Origin of the sequence: Streptomyces iranensis, assembly GCF_017874715.1 — a bacterium.
GTDB lineage: Bacteria > Actinomycetota > Actinomycetes > Streptomycetales > Streptomycetaceae > Streptomyces > Streptomyces iranensis.
Genome location: NZ_JAGGLR010000026.1, coordinates 12,524 through 25,344 on the forward strand (window position 1 = coordinate 12,524; position 12,821 = coordinate 25,344).

The following is a 12,821-nucleotide window of genomic DNA, read 5'->3' on the forward strand; positions in this document are numbered from 1 at the left end:
ACTCATGTTTCACGTGAAACATCGACCCGCTTGGCGCTCTGCCGGTCATGTTTCACGTGAAACCTCACCAGGAGCGCGGTGACCGCGTAGAGCAGTGCCACACAGATCAGCAGTGCGGCCGATCTGCCGTCCGGCGGCAGTATCACCGCGGCGACCGCCGCGGCTCCCACGAAGGCGACATTGAACAACACGTCGTAGAGGGAGAAGATCCGCCCGCGGAAGTCATCGGCGATGGCGGACTGCACCACGGTGTCGGTGGCGATCTTCGCGCCCTGGGTGATCAGTCCGAGGACAAACGCGGCGATCAGCATGGGAGCGGGTTCGAAGGGCAGTCCGAGCCCCGGCTCCAGGAGAGCCGCGCTCCCCGCGCACACCATCACCCAGGAGAGCCGTCCGTCCGGCTGGGAGGGTGAACGGGCCGCGAGCCGGCCCACCGCCCATGGCGTGATCACCGCTGCCGCGAAGAAGCCCGCGCCGGAGACGCCGACGGCCAGTCCCAGAAGCGCGAGCCCCTGGGACTCGGTGTCGGCCCATGCGTAGCGGCAGAGCATCAGCACCGTCACCGTGAGCGCGCCGTAGCAGAAGCGCATCAGTGTCATCGCGGTCAGCGCCACGGTGGGATCCCGGCGCTCCAGCAGATGGCGTACGCCCGCGACCAAGCCCCGCGCGGTGCTCATCAGGGCCGCGGAGAGGCGGGGCTGAAGGGCCGCGGGGTCCGGCCCCAGCAGACCCGGTGCCATCAGCAGGGCCGTGAGCCCGGCGATGAGGTAGAGCGCGGCGCCCACCAGGACGACCAGCGCGTCCGAGGAGGTGCCTCCCGGACCCGACAGTCGGACGATGAAGGCGAGGCTGCCCCCGGCCGTGGCGGCGAGCGTTCCGGCCGTGGGCGAGAGGGAGTTGGCCATGACCAGGCGCTCCTGGCTGTCCACGACCCGGGGCAGGGCCGCCGAAAGACCGGCCAGCACAAAGCGGTTGACGGCCGTCACCGACAGGGCCGAGACATAGAAGAGCCACTCCGGCACCTGGCCAAGCACCAGCACGGCGGTTCCGGCGGCCAGCCCCGAGCGCAGCAGATTTCCGTAGAGCAGCACCTGCCGCCGGCGCCAGCGGTCCAGCAGCACCCCGGCGAAGGGCCCGAGCAGGGAGTAGGGGAGCAGCAGGACGGCCATGGCGGAGGCGATGGCCGCGGCGGAGGTCTCCTTCTCCGGGGAGAAGACCACATAGGTGGCGAGCGCCACCTGGTAGACGCCGTCGGCCGATTGGGACAGCAGCCGGATGGCCAGCAGGCGGCGGAAGTCCCGCAGTTGCAGCAGTACGCGGAGATCACGCACAACAGGCATGGCGTCAGCCTCACACACCGCACGGGCCTCCGGGTGTATTACCCGGAGGCCCGTGATCACGCGGCGGGAATCAGCGCATGGTGCTTCAGCGCTCGACCTCGCCCCTGATGAACTTCTCGACGTTCTCCTGCGCCTCGTTGTCGAAGTACTGCACCGGAGGCGACTTCATGAAGTACGAGGAGGCCGAGAGGATCGGGCCGCCGATGCCGCGGTCCTTGGCGATCTTCGCGGCGCGCAGCGCGTCGATGATGACACCCGCGGAGTTCGGGGAGTCCCACACCTCGAGCTTGTACTCCAGGTTCAGCGGGACATCGCCGAACGCGCGGCCCTCCAGGCGGACATAGGCCCACTTGCGGTCGTCCAGCCAGGCCACGAAGTCCGAGGGGCCGATGTGGACGTTGTCGGCGCCCAGGTCGCGGTCGGGGATCTGCGAGGTGACGGCCTGGGTCTTGGAGATCTTCTTGGACTCCAGGCGCTCCCGCTCGAGCATGTTCTTGAAGTCCATGTTGCCGCCGACGTTCAGCTGCATGGTGCGGTCCAGGATGACGCCCCGGTCCTCGAACAGCTTGGCCATCACACGGTGCGTGATGGTCGCGCCGACCTGCGACTTGATGTCGTCACCGACGATCGGCACCCCGGCCTCGGTGAACTTGTCCGCCCACTCCTTGGTGCCGGCGATGAAGACCGGGAGCGCGTTGACGAAGGCGACCTTCGCGTCGATGGCGCACTGGGCGTAGTACTTGGCGGCGTCCTCGGAGCCGACCGGGAGGTAGCAGACCAGAACGTCGACCTGCTTGTCCTTGAGGACCTGGACGACGTCGACCGGGGCCTCGTCGGACTCGTCGATGGTCTCGCGGTAGTACTTGCCGAGTCCGTCGAGCGTGTGGCCGCGCTGGACCGTGACACCGGCCGTCGGCACGTCGCAGATCTTGATGGTGTTGTTCTCGCTGGCGCCGATGGCGTCCGCGAGGTCCAGGCCGACCTTCTTCGCGTCCACGTCGAAGGCGGCCACGAACTCCACGTCCTTCACGTGGTAGTCGCCGAACTGCACGTGCATCAGACCCGGCACGCGGGTGTCCGGGTCGGCGTCCTTGTAGTACTCGACGCCCTGCACCAGCGAGGCGGCGCAGTTGCCCACACCGACGATGGCTACACGAACCGAACCCATTCCGGTTGCTCCCTGTGTGTACTGGACGAGGCCCCGCGGATGCCGGGCCTCACTTGGCGGTGTCATCGGACGGATCCGGCCGGGAACCACCCCGGTGCCGGGGCGGGCCGTCCGCATCTTCTGACTGGTCCTGCTGTGGCGGCCGGTCCTCGTCCCGCTCGGTCGTCCGGACCTGCCCGGCGGTGCCGTCGCGCCGATTGCGCCCGGCCCGCTCACTCTCGATCAGCTCGTTCAGCCAGCGCACCTCGCGCTCCACCGACTCCATACCGTGTCGCTGCAGCTCAAGGGTGTAGTCGTCCAGGCGCTCGCGGGTACGGGCCATGGCGGCGCGCATCTTGTCCAGGCGCTCCTCCAGGCGGCTGCGCCGCCCCTCCAGCACCCGCATCCGAACGTCTCGTGACGTCTGGCCGAAGAAGGCGAACCGGACGCCGAAGTGCTCGTCCTCCCAGGCGTCCGGCCCGGTGTGGGAGAGCAGCTCCTCGAACCGCTCCTTCCCCGCCGCCGTGAGCCGGTAGACGATCTTCGCCCGGCGGCCGGAGAGCGGCGCCGCGAGAGCGTCCGGGGAGGTGCTGCCGGACTCCTCGATCAACCAGCCGTTGCCGACCAGCGTCTTGAGGCAGGGATAGAGGCTGCCGTAGCTGAACGCGCGGAACACCCCGAGTGAGGTGTTGAGCCGCTTCCGCAGCTCGTATCCGTGCATCGGTGACTCGCGCAGCAGGCCGAGAACGGCGAACTCCAGGACGCCTGAGCGTCTGCTCATTCCCCGCCTCTCCTCTCCTCCGGGCCCGCTATGTCGAGCTGATGTATCGACTCGATACATCAAGACGATAGAACTGTGTGCGGGAAGGGACAAGAGGGACCACGGTGAACGCCGTCACATCACCAATTCGAGACACTCAATCTGACGGTTATGGAGCGAAGGTGGCGGCTGGGCGGGTTTTGACCGTGCGTACTCTGTTCGCCATGCAGACCTATGGGAACCAAGTGACGCCGCGATGCGTCCTCGTCCCGGATGCAGTGCGTCCGGTTGCCTGGTGCGACCGGATCGCACATTGGGGGGACCGGAAGCCATCTGCCGCTTTCAGGCGATAGCGCCTGCCCGAGGAGAAGTCGTTCCATGAGCGAGCACCGTCGCAAGCCGCCGCAACCCCAAGGCGGCGGACGAGCAGCGGCCCGGCGAGCCGGACAGCAGTCGTCCGGCCGCCGCGCAGCACCGACGCACAACGCCGCAGCCGGGTCGGGCGCCACCCCGCAGGGGGAAGAGCGCCCTTACGGTGGCCGCGCGGCGGCCCGCCGGGCCGCCCAACGCAGCGGTGGCCGTAGACGAGGAACCGAGGCGAGCGCGGCCGGCGCGGGCCCCGGCGGTCGCGGAGGCGGCCGGCGGGGGACCGGCGGTGGCCGCGGACGTGGCCCGGGGGGTGATGGGCCCCCCGGCAAGAAACGCTTTATCGACTACCCGCGCGGCGGGCGGTCGGGGTTCCGGCGCTGGGTACCGTCCTGGAGGCTGGTGACGGGAACCTTCATCTTCTTCTTCGCGGTGCTGCTCGGCGCCGTCGGCATAGGGCTGTGGCTGGTGGAGGTGCCGACCGCCCAGGCCGCCTCCCAGACCCAGAAGAACGTCTACTACTGGGCGGACGGCAAGCAGATGGTGGTCTCCGGCGGTGGTGACCTCAACCGCCAGATCGTCCCCCTCAGCAAAATCCCCAAGTCCATGCAGAACGCGGTGATCTCCGCGGAGAACGCCAGCTTCTACGACGACAGCGGCGTCGACCCGATGGGTATCGCCCGCGCGGTCGTCAACATGGCGAAGGGTGGAGCGACCCAGAGTGGTTCGACCATCACCCAGCAGTTCGTGAAGAACACCTACCTCGACCAGTCACAGACGCTCACGCGTAAGGTCAAGGAGCTGTTCATCTCCATAAAGGTGGGCGCGACCAAGGACAAGGACTACATCCTCGGGAGCTATCTGAACACCGCGTACTACGGACGCGGTGCCTACGGCTGCCAGGCGGCCGCCCGCGCCTACTTCGACCGGGACTGCTCGAAGCTGACGCCCAGCCAGAGTGCCTTCCTGGCCTCGACGCTCAACGGCCCCAACCTCTACGACCCCAACGGCGGCTATGGCGCCGCCGCCACCAAGGAGGCCAACACCAAGCGCGCCAAGCAGCGCTGGGAGTGGACCCTGCGGCGTGAGGTCGCTGTGCACAGGATGAGCAGGACCGAGGCCCAGAAGTGGATCGGCAAGGGCTTCCCGATGCCGCAGAACCCGAAGGTGGCCACGAACAAGCAGGGCCAGATCGGCTACCTCACCGACCTCGCCGACAACTACATCATCGCGCAAACCGGCATCAGCAAGTCAAAACTGGACAAGGGTGGCTATCAGATCCACACCACCTTCGACCGGAAGAAGATCGGTGAGCTGACCCGGGCGGTCGAGAAGGTCTCCAAGGAGAGCATCAAGCCGAAGGAGCGCGAGGTGGACAAGCACGTCCAGTTCGGCGGCGCCTCGGTGCAGCCCAAGACGGGCAAGATCCTGGCCATCTACGGCGGTAAGAACGCGCTGGAGCACTACCGCAACAACGCCGACTACACCGGTGTCCAGGTGGGCTCGACCTTCAAGCCCTTCGTGATGGCGGCCGCGATGACCAATGGTGCCCGCGATCCGAAGGGCCAACGGGAGCAACCCGATTCCGAGCGCACCCTGGTCTCGCCGAGCAGTGTCTACAACGGCGACAACAAGTTGACCCTGCGGGACTACGACGGAACCGTCTGGCACGACAAGGACGGCAAGGAGTGGCACCAGCGGAACGACGGTGACGAGGACAAGGGCCCGATCAGCCTGCGCACCGCCATGCAGTTCTCGGTGAACACCCCGTTCATCCAGCTGGGCATGGACGTCGGCACCGACAAGGTGCGGGACGCGGCCCTGGCCGCGGGGCTCAACAAGGAGCAGCTGGCCTCGATCACGCCGACGTTCTCGCTCGGCACCTCCGCGCCCAGTGCCATCCGGCTCGCCGGGGCGTACGCCACCTTCGCGGCCAGCGGTCAGCAGGCCGAGCCCTACTCGGTGGAGCGGGTCGAGGACAAGAACGGCACCGTCTACGACCACAAGCAGGAAGCCGAGGTCAAGCGGGCGTTCGACTCGAACGTGGCGAACAACGTCACCGACGTCCTGGAGAACGTGGTCCAGCACGGCACCGGCACCTCGGCCAAGATCGGCCGTCCGGTCGCGGGCAAGACCGGAACCACCGACGAGAACAAGTCGGCCTGGTTCTCCGGCTACACCCCGCAGCTGTCCACGGCGATCGGCATGTGGCGGGTGGACGACCAGGCCAAGAGCCAGAAGTTCCTGTCCATGCGTGGTGTGGGCGGCCAGAAGACGATCCACGGAGCGTCGTTCCCGGCGGAGATCTGGGCCGACTACATGCGCGGTGCCCTGAAGGGCGTGCCGGCCAAGGACTTCCCCGCGGCCACCCCGATCGGCCAGAAGGTCTTCGGCGAGGACGCCAGCCCGAGCCCGACCCCGACGACGGACAAGCCGTCCGAGTCCCCGTCGGAGTCGCCTTCGGAATCCCCGTCGGAGTCCCCCTCGGAGTCGCCGTCCGGCAGCCCGACCCCGACGGGCACCTGCGACCCGCTGGACCTGGACTGCCAGGACAACGGCGGTAACGGCAACGGCGGCAACCAGAACGGCGGCGCGAACGGCGGTCCGGGAGGTCCGTCCACGTCGCCGACCACGGAGGACCCGGGCGGCTCCGGTGGCATATTCGGTGGCCCGTCCGGGGCCCGCAGGGAGGAATAGCCCGCAGTCCCGTACGACCCGTTCACCTCTCGGCCGCGCCGGAGCGAACCCGCTCCGGCGCGGCCGACGCCGTTCCAGGCCCTGGACGGCTCTCTGCGCCTCTGGTCCACCTCTCCCCGACTCCGGAGCCCCGCCCGGCGTCCGCGGCGCGCTCAGCGGCCGCTGGGGCGGTCCTGACTCCTCCGGAGGGGCTCGTACGGCAGGATGGGGGCCATGAGCGTGCGCGAGGACCCACAGGCCCAGCCCGTCAGGCCGACCTCCGAGGACCCGGTGGCCGCGGCCGGCAGCGAGCTGATCGGTGGGCCGACCGGGCGCCGGGCCCTGCTTGGCACGAGCTGGTGGACCCCCGTGCGGATCGTGGCAATCGTCGCCATCGGCATGTTCGCCCTGGGCATGGTGCAGAAGCTGCCGTGCTACGACGGCGGCTGGTTCTACGGGGCCACCGCCCAGTACACCCACGCCTGCTACTCCGACATACCGCACCTCTACAACGGCCGCGGCTTCGCCCTCGACCTCGTCCCGTACTTCGACCGGATACCGGACAACGTCTCGGGCGGGATGCAGTACCTGGAGTATCCGGTCCTCACCGGCCTCTTCATGGAGGTCGCCTCCTGGATGACCCCGCACGGCGGCTCCATCCAGGACCGGGAGCAGATCTACTGGCTGGTCAACGCGGGCATGCTGATGGTCTGCACCGCGGTCATCGCGGTCTGTGTGGCCCGGACGCACCGCCGCCGCCCCTGGGACGCGCTGCTGGTCGCCCTCGCCCCCGCCTTCGCGCTCACGGCCACCATCAACTGGGACCTGTTCGCCGTCGCCCTTACGGCCGCCGCCCTGCTGATGTGGTCCCGCAGCCGTCCGCTGGCCGCCGGTGTGCTGCTGGGGCTCGCGACGGCCGCCAAGCTCTACCCCGGGCTGCTGCTCGGTGCGCTGCTGGTGCTCTGTCTGCGGGCGGGGCGGCTGCGGGCCTTCTGGACGGCCGCGGGCGGAGCCCTGGCCGCCTGGCTCGTGGTGAACCTCCCCGTGATGGTCAGCACGCAGGGTGGACTGCACATCCGCGACGGCTGGAAGACGTTCTACACCTTCAGCCAGGAGCGCCCCGTGGACTTCGGCTCCGTGTGGCTGATCATCTCCCAGCGCACCGGGAACTCCCTGGAGGACGTCAACACCTACGGGACCGTGCTGATGGCCCTGGCCTGCCTCGGAGTGGCGGCGCTCGCCCTGTGCGCCCCGCGCCGTCCGCGCCTGGCCCAGCTGTCCTTCCTGATCGTCGCCGCGTTCGTGCTCACCAACAAGGTCTACTCACCGCAGTACGTGCTGTGGCTGATCCCGCTGGCCGCACTGGCCAGGCCGCGCTGGCGGGACTTCCTGGTCTGGCAGGCGTGCGAGGTCATGTACTTCCTGGGGATCTGGATGTACCTCGCGTACACGGGCAGCGGCGACCAGCACCGGGGGCTGCCGGCGGAGGGCTATCAGCTGGCGATCGCCGTACATCTGCTGGGGACGCTCTATCTGTGTGCCCTGATCATCCGGGACGCGCTGGTGCCTGAGCGGGACCCGGTGCGCCAGGACGGGTCGGACGACCCCGGGGGAGGCGTGCTGGACCGGGCCCCGGACGCGTTCGTGCTGGGAGAGGCGCGGCGCGCGTCCCGCTATGAGGGCGCGGCGCTGGTGGACTGGGGCGTCCACCGGGAGTGAGCCCCGGACCGGAGCCCCTCCCGGCGGCGTGGGGTCAGCGGTCGAACAGCCGGTCGAACTGCGTGGTGGTGTGCCGCAGATGCGCCACCAGCTCATCCCCCACCTGGGGCGCCTGGACATCGCTGGGCACGAACAGGATGGACACCTGCATGTGCGGCGGCTCGGCGAACCACCGCTGCTTGCCCGCCCACACGAACGGCGAGAGGTTGCGGTTGACCGTCGCCAGACCTGCGCGGGCGACCCCCTTGGCGCGGGGCATCACCCCGTGCAGCGCCTTGGGCGCCTCCAGACCGACACCGTGGGAGGTGCCGCCCGCGACCACGACCAGATGGCCGTCGGATGCGGCCTTCTGCTGGCGGTAGCCGAAGCGGTCGCCCTTCGCGACCCGGGTGACGTCGAGCACCGAGCCCCGGTACTCCGTCGAGTCGTGGTCGCCCAGCCACAGCCGGGTGCCGATGCGCGCCCGGAAGCGGGTCTGCGGGAACTGCTGCTGCAGCCGGGCCAGTTCCTCGGCCTTGAGGTGGCTGACGAACATGGTGTGCAGCGGCAGCCGCGCCGCACGCAGCCGGTCCATCCAGGCGATGACCTCCTCGACCGCGTCCAGGCCGTCGGTGCGGTCGAGCGGGAGGTGGATGGCGAACCCCTCCAGCCGGACGTTCTCTATCGCGGCGTGCAGCTTGGGCAGGTCCTCCTCGGTGACGCCGTGCCGCTTCATGCTGCTCATGACTTCGATGACCACACGCGCGTTCACCAGGCCGTAGACGCCGTCGACCGACGAGACCGAGCGGATCACCCGGTCCGGCAGCGGCACCGGTTCCTCACCGCGGCGGAAGGGGGTGAGCACGAGCAGGTCACCGCTGAAGAAGTCCTTCATCCGGGCGGCCTCGTACGTGGTTCCGACCGCGAGGATGTCGCTGCCGAAGCGGGCGGCTTCCTCGGCCAGCCGCTCATGGCCGAAGCCGTAGCCGTTGCCTTTGCAGACCGGGACTATCCCCGGGAACTGCTGGATCACCGTTTGCTGATGCGCCCGCCAGCGAGCGGTGTCGACGTAGAGGGTGAGCGCCATTGACCGGTCCCGGAACCTTTCTCGTAGCCGCGGTGTATTGGAGGTATGGGAGACAGCGAATCGTGGTCAGCGGCGCGACATGTAGATGTCGAGCGCCTTGTGCAGGAGCTTGTTGAGCGGGAAGTCCCACTCGCCGAGGTATTCGGCAGCCTGCCCACCGGTGCCCACCTTGAACTGGATCAGGCCGAAGAGATGATCCGTCTCATCGAGGGAGTCGCTGATGCCGCGCAGGTCATAGACGGTCGCGCCCAGCGCGTAGGCGTCGCGGAGCATCCGCCACTGCATCGCGTTCGAGGGCCGGACCTCGCGCTTGTGGTTGGCGGAGGCGCCGTAGGAGTACCAGACATGGCCGCCGACGATCAGCATCGTGGCGGCGGCCACGGCCTCGTTCTCGTGCATCGCGAAGTACAGCCGCATCCGGTTGGGGTCCTCGGTGTTGAGGGCCGTCCACATGCGCTGGAAGTAGCTGAGCGGGCGGGGCCGGAAGTGGTCGCGCTCCGCGGTGATCTCGTAGAGCCGCTGCCACTCGGGCAGATGCTCGTAGCCGCCCTGGACAACCTCGACACCGGCCTTCTCGGCCTTCTTGATGTTGCGGCGCCACAGCTGGTTGAAGCCCTTGTGGACATCCTCGAGGGAGCGGTTCTCCAGCGGCACCTGGAAGACGTACCGCGGCTGGACGTCACCGAAGCCGGCCCCGCCGTCCTCGCCCTGCTGCCAGCCCATGCGCCGCAGTCGCTCGGCCACCTCGAAGGCGCGCGGCTCGATGAAGGTGGCCTCGACATCACGCAGCCGCTTGACGTCGGGGTTCTGGATGCCGGACTTGATCGCGGCGGAATCCCAGCGGCGGATGATGACCGGCGGGCCCATCTTCACGGTGAAGGCGCCCTGATGCTTCAGATGCGCGAGCATCGGACGCAGCCAGTCCTCCAGGTTGGGCGCGTACCAGTTGATGACCGGGCCCTCGGGAAGATAGGCGAGATAGCGCTTGATCTTGGGCAGCTGACGGTAGAGGACGAGACCGGCGCCGACGAGCTGACCCGTGGCGTCGAACCAGCCGAGGTTCTCCGAGCGCCACTCCGACTTGACGTCAGCCCATGCAGGCACCTGCATGTGGCTTGCCGCCGACAGGCTCTGGATGTACGCCAGATGCTGCTCTCGGCTGATCGTCCTCAGGGTCAGGCTCATGTGGGGCGCTCCTCGGCAGGTTTGTCCCCAGGGTCGGGGCTCCGGCTCTCGCGCCGAAGCCTACTGCGACCGGGACACGCCCCGTTCGGGCCCGGGGACAACCGGGCTCCGGGCGCGCTCAGCCCAGCACGCCGCCGAAGAGCCCGCCATGTGCCATGCCGAGATAGAAGCCGACCCCGGCGGCACCGAGCCCGATGATCAGCAGGAACCGCTCACCGGTGGTCACGGACCTCAGCTGGCCCCAGGCACCGCTGATCATCCCGATCAGTCCGACCCATGAGCTGACCAGGTGGAGGTGGGGGAAATGAGCCGTGACAAAGGCGATCACGCCGATCACCACGGTCGCCACGGCGACCGTGTTCTCTACGGGATGCGACTTGCCGTCGGTGTCCAGGAAGGTGAACAAGCCGTGGTGGGACCGTGCTGCCTGTGCCATGGGGCACCTCCAGGTAGGCACATAGAGCAAGGCGGCGAACTGTTACGCCGCTCACACCCGATGTGTACAGATTGCGGGCCAAGACGCCCGGATTTCAAGCGGGCGGCCGGAGCCGGGTACTGTGTACCGTCCGCGGTGGTGTCTGTACTGACGCCGAAGCGGATACGCATCACGACCCTCCTGCCACGGAACGACCGTGGCCGCTGAGTCCAAAGGAGGTGGGTTCCACATGCGTCACTACGAGGTGATGGTCATCCTCGACCCCGATCTCGAGGAGCGCGCTGTCTCCCCGCTGATCGAGAACTTCCTTTCCGTCGTCCGTGAAGGCGACGGCAAGGTCGAGAAGGTCGACACCTGGGGCCGTCGTCGTCTCTCGTACGAGATCAAGAAGAAGCCCGAGGGCATCTACTCGGTCATCGACCTGCAGGCCGAGCCCGCGGTCGTCAAGGAGCTCGACCGCCAGCTGAACCTGAACGAGTCGGTCCTCCGGACCAAGGTCCTCCGTCCCGAGACCCACTGACCGCGTAAGCGTTCAGCGGTCATCGGGGCCGAATCGCAACGAGTAGCAAGCAGCCCAGCAGTACCCGCCGAGAGGTTCCCCCAATGGCAGGCGAGACCGTCATCACGGTCGTCGGCAATCTCGTCGACGACCCCGAGCTGCGTTTCACCCCGTCCGGTGCGGCGGTCGCGAAGTTCCGCGTCGCGTCCACTCCCCGTACCTTCGACCGGCAGACCAACGAGTGGAAGGACGGCGAGAGCCTCTTTCTCACGTGCTCGGTGTGGCGGCAGGCCGCGGAGAACGTGGCCGAGTCCCTTCAGCGCGGCATGCGCGTCATCGTGCAGGGCCGTCTGAAGCAGCGGTCCTATGAGGACCGCGAGGGGATCAAGCGCACGGTCTATGAGCTGGATGTCGACGAGGTCGGCGCCAGCCTGCGCAACGCCACAGCCAAGGTCACCAAGACCACCGGTCGCGGTGGTCAGGGTGGTTACGGCGGCGGTGGCGGTGGCGGCCAGGGCGGCGGTGGCTGGGGCGGTGGCCCCAGCGGCGGCGGCCAGCAGCAGGGCGGCGGCGCTCCGGCCGACGACCCGTGGGCGACCGGCGCTCCGGCCGGTGGCCAGGGCGGCGGTGGTGGTGGCTGGGGCGGCGGCTCCGGCAACTCCGGGGGCTACTCGGACGAGCCGCCCTTCTAGACCCGAGGCGTTGTTTCACGTGAAACAGCGCGCGGTCTGGTCAGGGCGACCAGCACACACTTCTTGATCACACTGGAGAGAGACAATGGCGAAGCCGCCTGCTCGCAAGCCTAAGAAGAAGGTTTGCGTGTTCTGCAAGGAGAAGATCTCCTACGTCGACTACAAGGACACGAACCTGCTGCGGAAGTTCATCTCCGACCGCGGCAAGATCCGTGCCCGCCGGGTCACCGGCAACTGCACCCAGCACCAGCGTGACGTCGCCACGGCCGTGAAGAACAGCCGTGAGATGGCGCTGCTGCCCTACACCTCCACCGCGCGATAAGGGAAGGGTGACTGACTCATGAAGATCATCCTCACCCACGAGGTCTCCGGCCTCGGCACCGCCGGTGACGTCGTGGACGTCAAGGACGGTTACGCCCGTAACTACCTGGTTCCGCGTGGCCTGGCGCTCCGCTGGACCAAGGGCGGCGAGAAGGATGTCGAGCAGATCCGCCGCGGTCGTCGCATCCGCGAGATCGCCACGATCGAGCAGGCCAATGAGGTCAAGGCTCGGCTCGAGGGCGTCAAGGTGCGCCTGAAGACCCGTGCCGGCGACGCCGGTCGGCTGTTCGGCTCCGTCACCCCGGCCGACATCGCTTCGGCGATCAAGGACGCGGGTGGCCCGGAGGTCGACAAGCGCCGCATCGAGGTGCAGGCCCCGATCAAGACCCTGGGCGCGCACCAGGTCTCGGTCCGTCTGCACGCCGAGGTTGCCGCCAAGGTCGGCGTCGAGGTCGTCGCCGACTGACGACGGCCGTGACGGTCGCCGTCGGCACCGTGCACAGTGCACCGGAGGGCCGCACCCCTGTTGTGGGTGCGGCCCTCCGCTGTGTCGGCCTTCTGCCGTGGCCGGGCCAGCCCTCCGCCGTGCCGGCCCTCCGCTGTGCTGCTCTCCG

The 12,821-nt window shown here is 68.4% G+C and carries 12 protein-coding genes; 6 read left to right on the forward strand and 6 right to left on the reverse strand.

Annotation, left to right across the window (positions count from 1 at the left end; all coding sequences use genetic code 11):
• Positions 1 to 2: 2 nt before the first annotated feature.
• The 3 genes from J2Z30_RS37940 to J2Z30_RS37950 all read right to left on the reverse strand — a co-directional run bounded on the left by J2Z30_RS37940 (position 3) and on the right by J2Z30_RS37950 (position 3,268).
• Complete coding sequence (locus J2Z30_RS37940) at positions 3 to 1,340, reverse strand: MFS transporter (RefSeq protein WP_044572624.1); 1,338 nt, start codon at positions 1,338 to 1,340, stop codon at positions 3 to 5.
• Between the two features lie 85 nt (positions 1,341 to 1,425).
• A complete protein-coding gene (locus tag J2Z30_RS37945; RefSeq protein WP_044572628.1) occupies positions 1,426 to 2,508 on the reverse strand; it encodes an inositol-3-phosphate synthase in 1,083 nt (360 codons plus the stop codon).
• A gap of 49 nt (positions 2,509 to 2,557) precedes the next feature.
• Positions 2,558 to 3,268, reverse strand: coding sequence for a PadR family transcriptional regulator (locus J2Z30_RS37950; RefSeq protein WP_044572631.1), 711 nt, complete (start codon positions 3,266 to 3,268; stop codon positions 2,558 to 2,560).
• A 357-nt stretch (positions 3,269 to 3,625) separates the two neighbouring features.
• Here J2Z30_RS37950 and J2Z30_RS37955 point away from each other — a divergent pair, with 357 nt between their 5' ends.
• Entirely contained in the window at positions 3,626 to 6,310 is a 2,685-nt protein-coding gene (locus J2Z30_RS37955) for a transglycosylase domain-containing protein (RefSeq protein ID WP_044572634.1), read from the forward strand.
• A gap of 213 nt (positions 6,311 to 6,523) precedes the next feature.
• Positions 6,524 to 8,008, forward strand: a complete 1,485-nt coding sequence (locus tag J2Z30_RS37960; RefSeq protein ID WP_044572636.1) for a glycosyltransferase family 87 protein — start codon at positions 6,524 to 6,526, stop codon at positions 8,006 to 8,008.
• A gap of 34 nt (positions 8,009 to 8,042) precedes the next feature.
• Here J2Z30_RS37960 and J2Z30_RS37965 read toward each other — a convergent pair whose 3' ends face one another.
• The 3 genes from J2Z30_RS37965 to J2Z30_RS37975 form a co-directional block, all read right to left on the reverse strand.
• Positions 8,043 to 9,074, reverse strand: coding sequence for an alanine racemase (locus tag J2Z30_RS37965; RefSeq protein ID WP_044572639.1), 1,032 nt, complete (start codon positions 9,072 to 9,074; stop codon positions 8,043 to 8,045).
• A 66-nt stretch (positions 9,075 to 9,140) separates the two neighbouring features.
• Positions 9,141 to 10,259, reverse strand: a complete 1,119-nt coding sequence (locus J2Z30_RS37970; protein WP_044572646.1) for a lipid II:glycine glycyltransferase FemX — start codon at positions 10,257 to 10,259, stop codon at positions 9,141 to 9,143.
• A gap of 118 nt (positions 10,260 to 10,377) precedes the next feature.
• Positions 10,378 to 10,695: a hypothetical protein gene (locus J2Z30_RS37975; RefSeq protein WP_044572649.1), complete on the reverse strand. Its 318-nt coding sequence runs from the start codon at positions 10,693 to 10,695 to the stop codon at positions 10,378 to 10,380.
• A gap of 229 nt (positions 10,696 to 10,924) precedes the next feature.
• On the opposite strand from J2Z30_RS37975, the gene rpsF reads away from it, so the two are divergent.
• The 4 genes from rpsF to rplI all read left to right on the forward strand — a co-directional run bounded on the left by rpsF (position 10,925) and on the right by rplI (position 12,673).
• Positions 10,925 to 11,215 (forward strand): 30S ribosomal protein S6, encoded by a 291-nt coding sequence (rpsF, locus tag J2Z30_RS37980; RefSeq protein ID WP_020869989.1) that lies wholly within the window; start codon positions 10,925 to 10,927, stop codon positions 11,213 to 11,215.
• 83 nt (positions 11,216 to 11,298) lie between these two features.
• Positions 11,299 to 11,886, forward strand: a complete 588-nt coding sequence (locus J2Z30_RS37985; protein WP_037954647.1) for a single-stranded DNA-binding protein — start codon at positions 11,299 to 11,301, stop codon at positions 11,884 to 11,886.
• Positions 11,887 to 11,971: 85 nt separating this feature from the next.
• The gene (gene rpsR, locus J2Z30_RS37990; protein WP_003978893.1) at positions 11,972 to 12,208 is read left to right on the forward strand and encodes a 30S ribosomal protein S18; all 237 of its coding nucleotides are present in this window, start codon (positions 11,972 to 11,974) and stop codon (positions 12,206 to 12,208) included.
• 18 nt (positions 12,209 to 12,226) lie between these two features.
• The gene (gene rplI, locus J2Z30_RS37995) at positions 12,227 to 12,673 is read left to right on the forward strand and encodes a 50S ribosomal protein L9 (protein ID WP_044572654.1); all 447 of its coding nucleotides are present in this window, start codon (positions 12,227 to 12,229) and stop codon (positions 12,671 to 12,673) included.
• Positions 12,674 to 12,821: the final 148 nt, after the last annotated feature.

Coding starts and splice junctions, on each gene's coding strand:
- J2Z30_RS37940 (WP_044572624.1), bottom strand. CDS start 1,340: ATGCCTGTTGTGCGTGATCTCCGCGTACTGCTGCAACTGCGGGACTTC.
- J2Z30_RS37945 (WP_044572628.1), bottom strand. CDS start 2,508: ATGGGTTCGGTTCGTGTAGCCATCGTCGGTGTGGGCAACTGCGCCGCC.
- J2Z30_RS37950 (WP_044572631.1), bottom strand. CDS start 3,268: ATGAGCAGACGCTCAGGCGTCCTGGAGTTCGCCGTTCTCGGCCTGCTG.
- J2Z30_RS37955 (WP_044572634.1), top strand. CDS start 3,626: ATGAGCGAGCACCGTCGCAAGCCGCCGCAACCCCAAGGCGGCGGACGA.
- J2Z30_RS37960 (WP_044572636.1), top strand. CDS start 6,524: ATGAGCGTGCGCGAGGACCCACAGGCCCAGCCCGTCAGGCCGACCTCC.
- J2Z30_RS37965 (WP_044572639.1), bottom strand. CDS start 9,074: ATGGCGCTCACCCTCTACGTCGACACCGCTCGCTGGCGGGCGCATCAG.
- J2Z30_RS37970 (WP_044572646.1), bottom strand. CDS start 10,259: ATGAGCCTGACCCTGAGGACGATCAGCCGAGAGCAGCATCTGGCGTAC.
- J2Z30_RS37975 (WP_044572649.1), bottom strand. CDS start 10,695: ATGGCACAGGCAGCACGGTCCCACCACGGCTTGTTCACCTTCCTGGAC.
- rpsF (WP_020869989.1), top strand. CDS start 10,925: ATGCGTCACTACGAGGTGATGGTCATCCTCGACCCCGATCTCGAGGAG.
- J2Z30_RS37985 (WP_037954647.1), top strand. CDS start 11,299: ATGGCAGGCGAGACCGTCATCACGGTCGTCGGCAATCTCGTCGACGAC.
- rpsR (WP_003978893.1), top strand. CDS start 11,972: ATGGCGAAGCCGCCTGCTCGCAAGCCTAAGAAGAAGGTTTGCGTGTTC.
- rplI (WP_044572654.1), top strand. CDS start 12,227: ATGAAGATCATCCTCACCCACGAGGTCTCCGGCCTCGGCACCGCCGGT.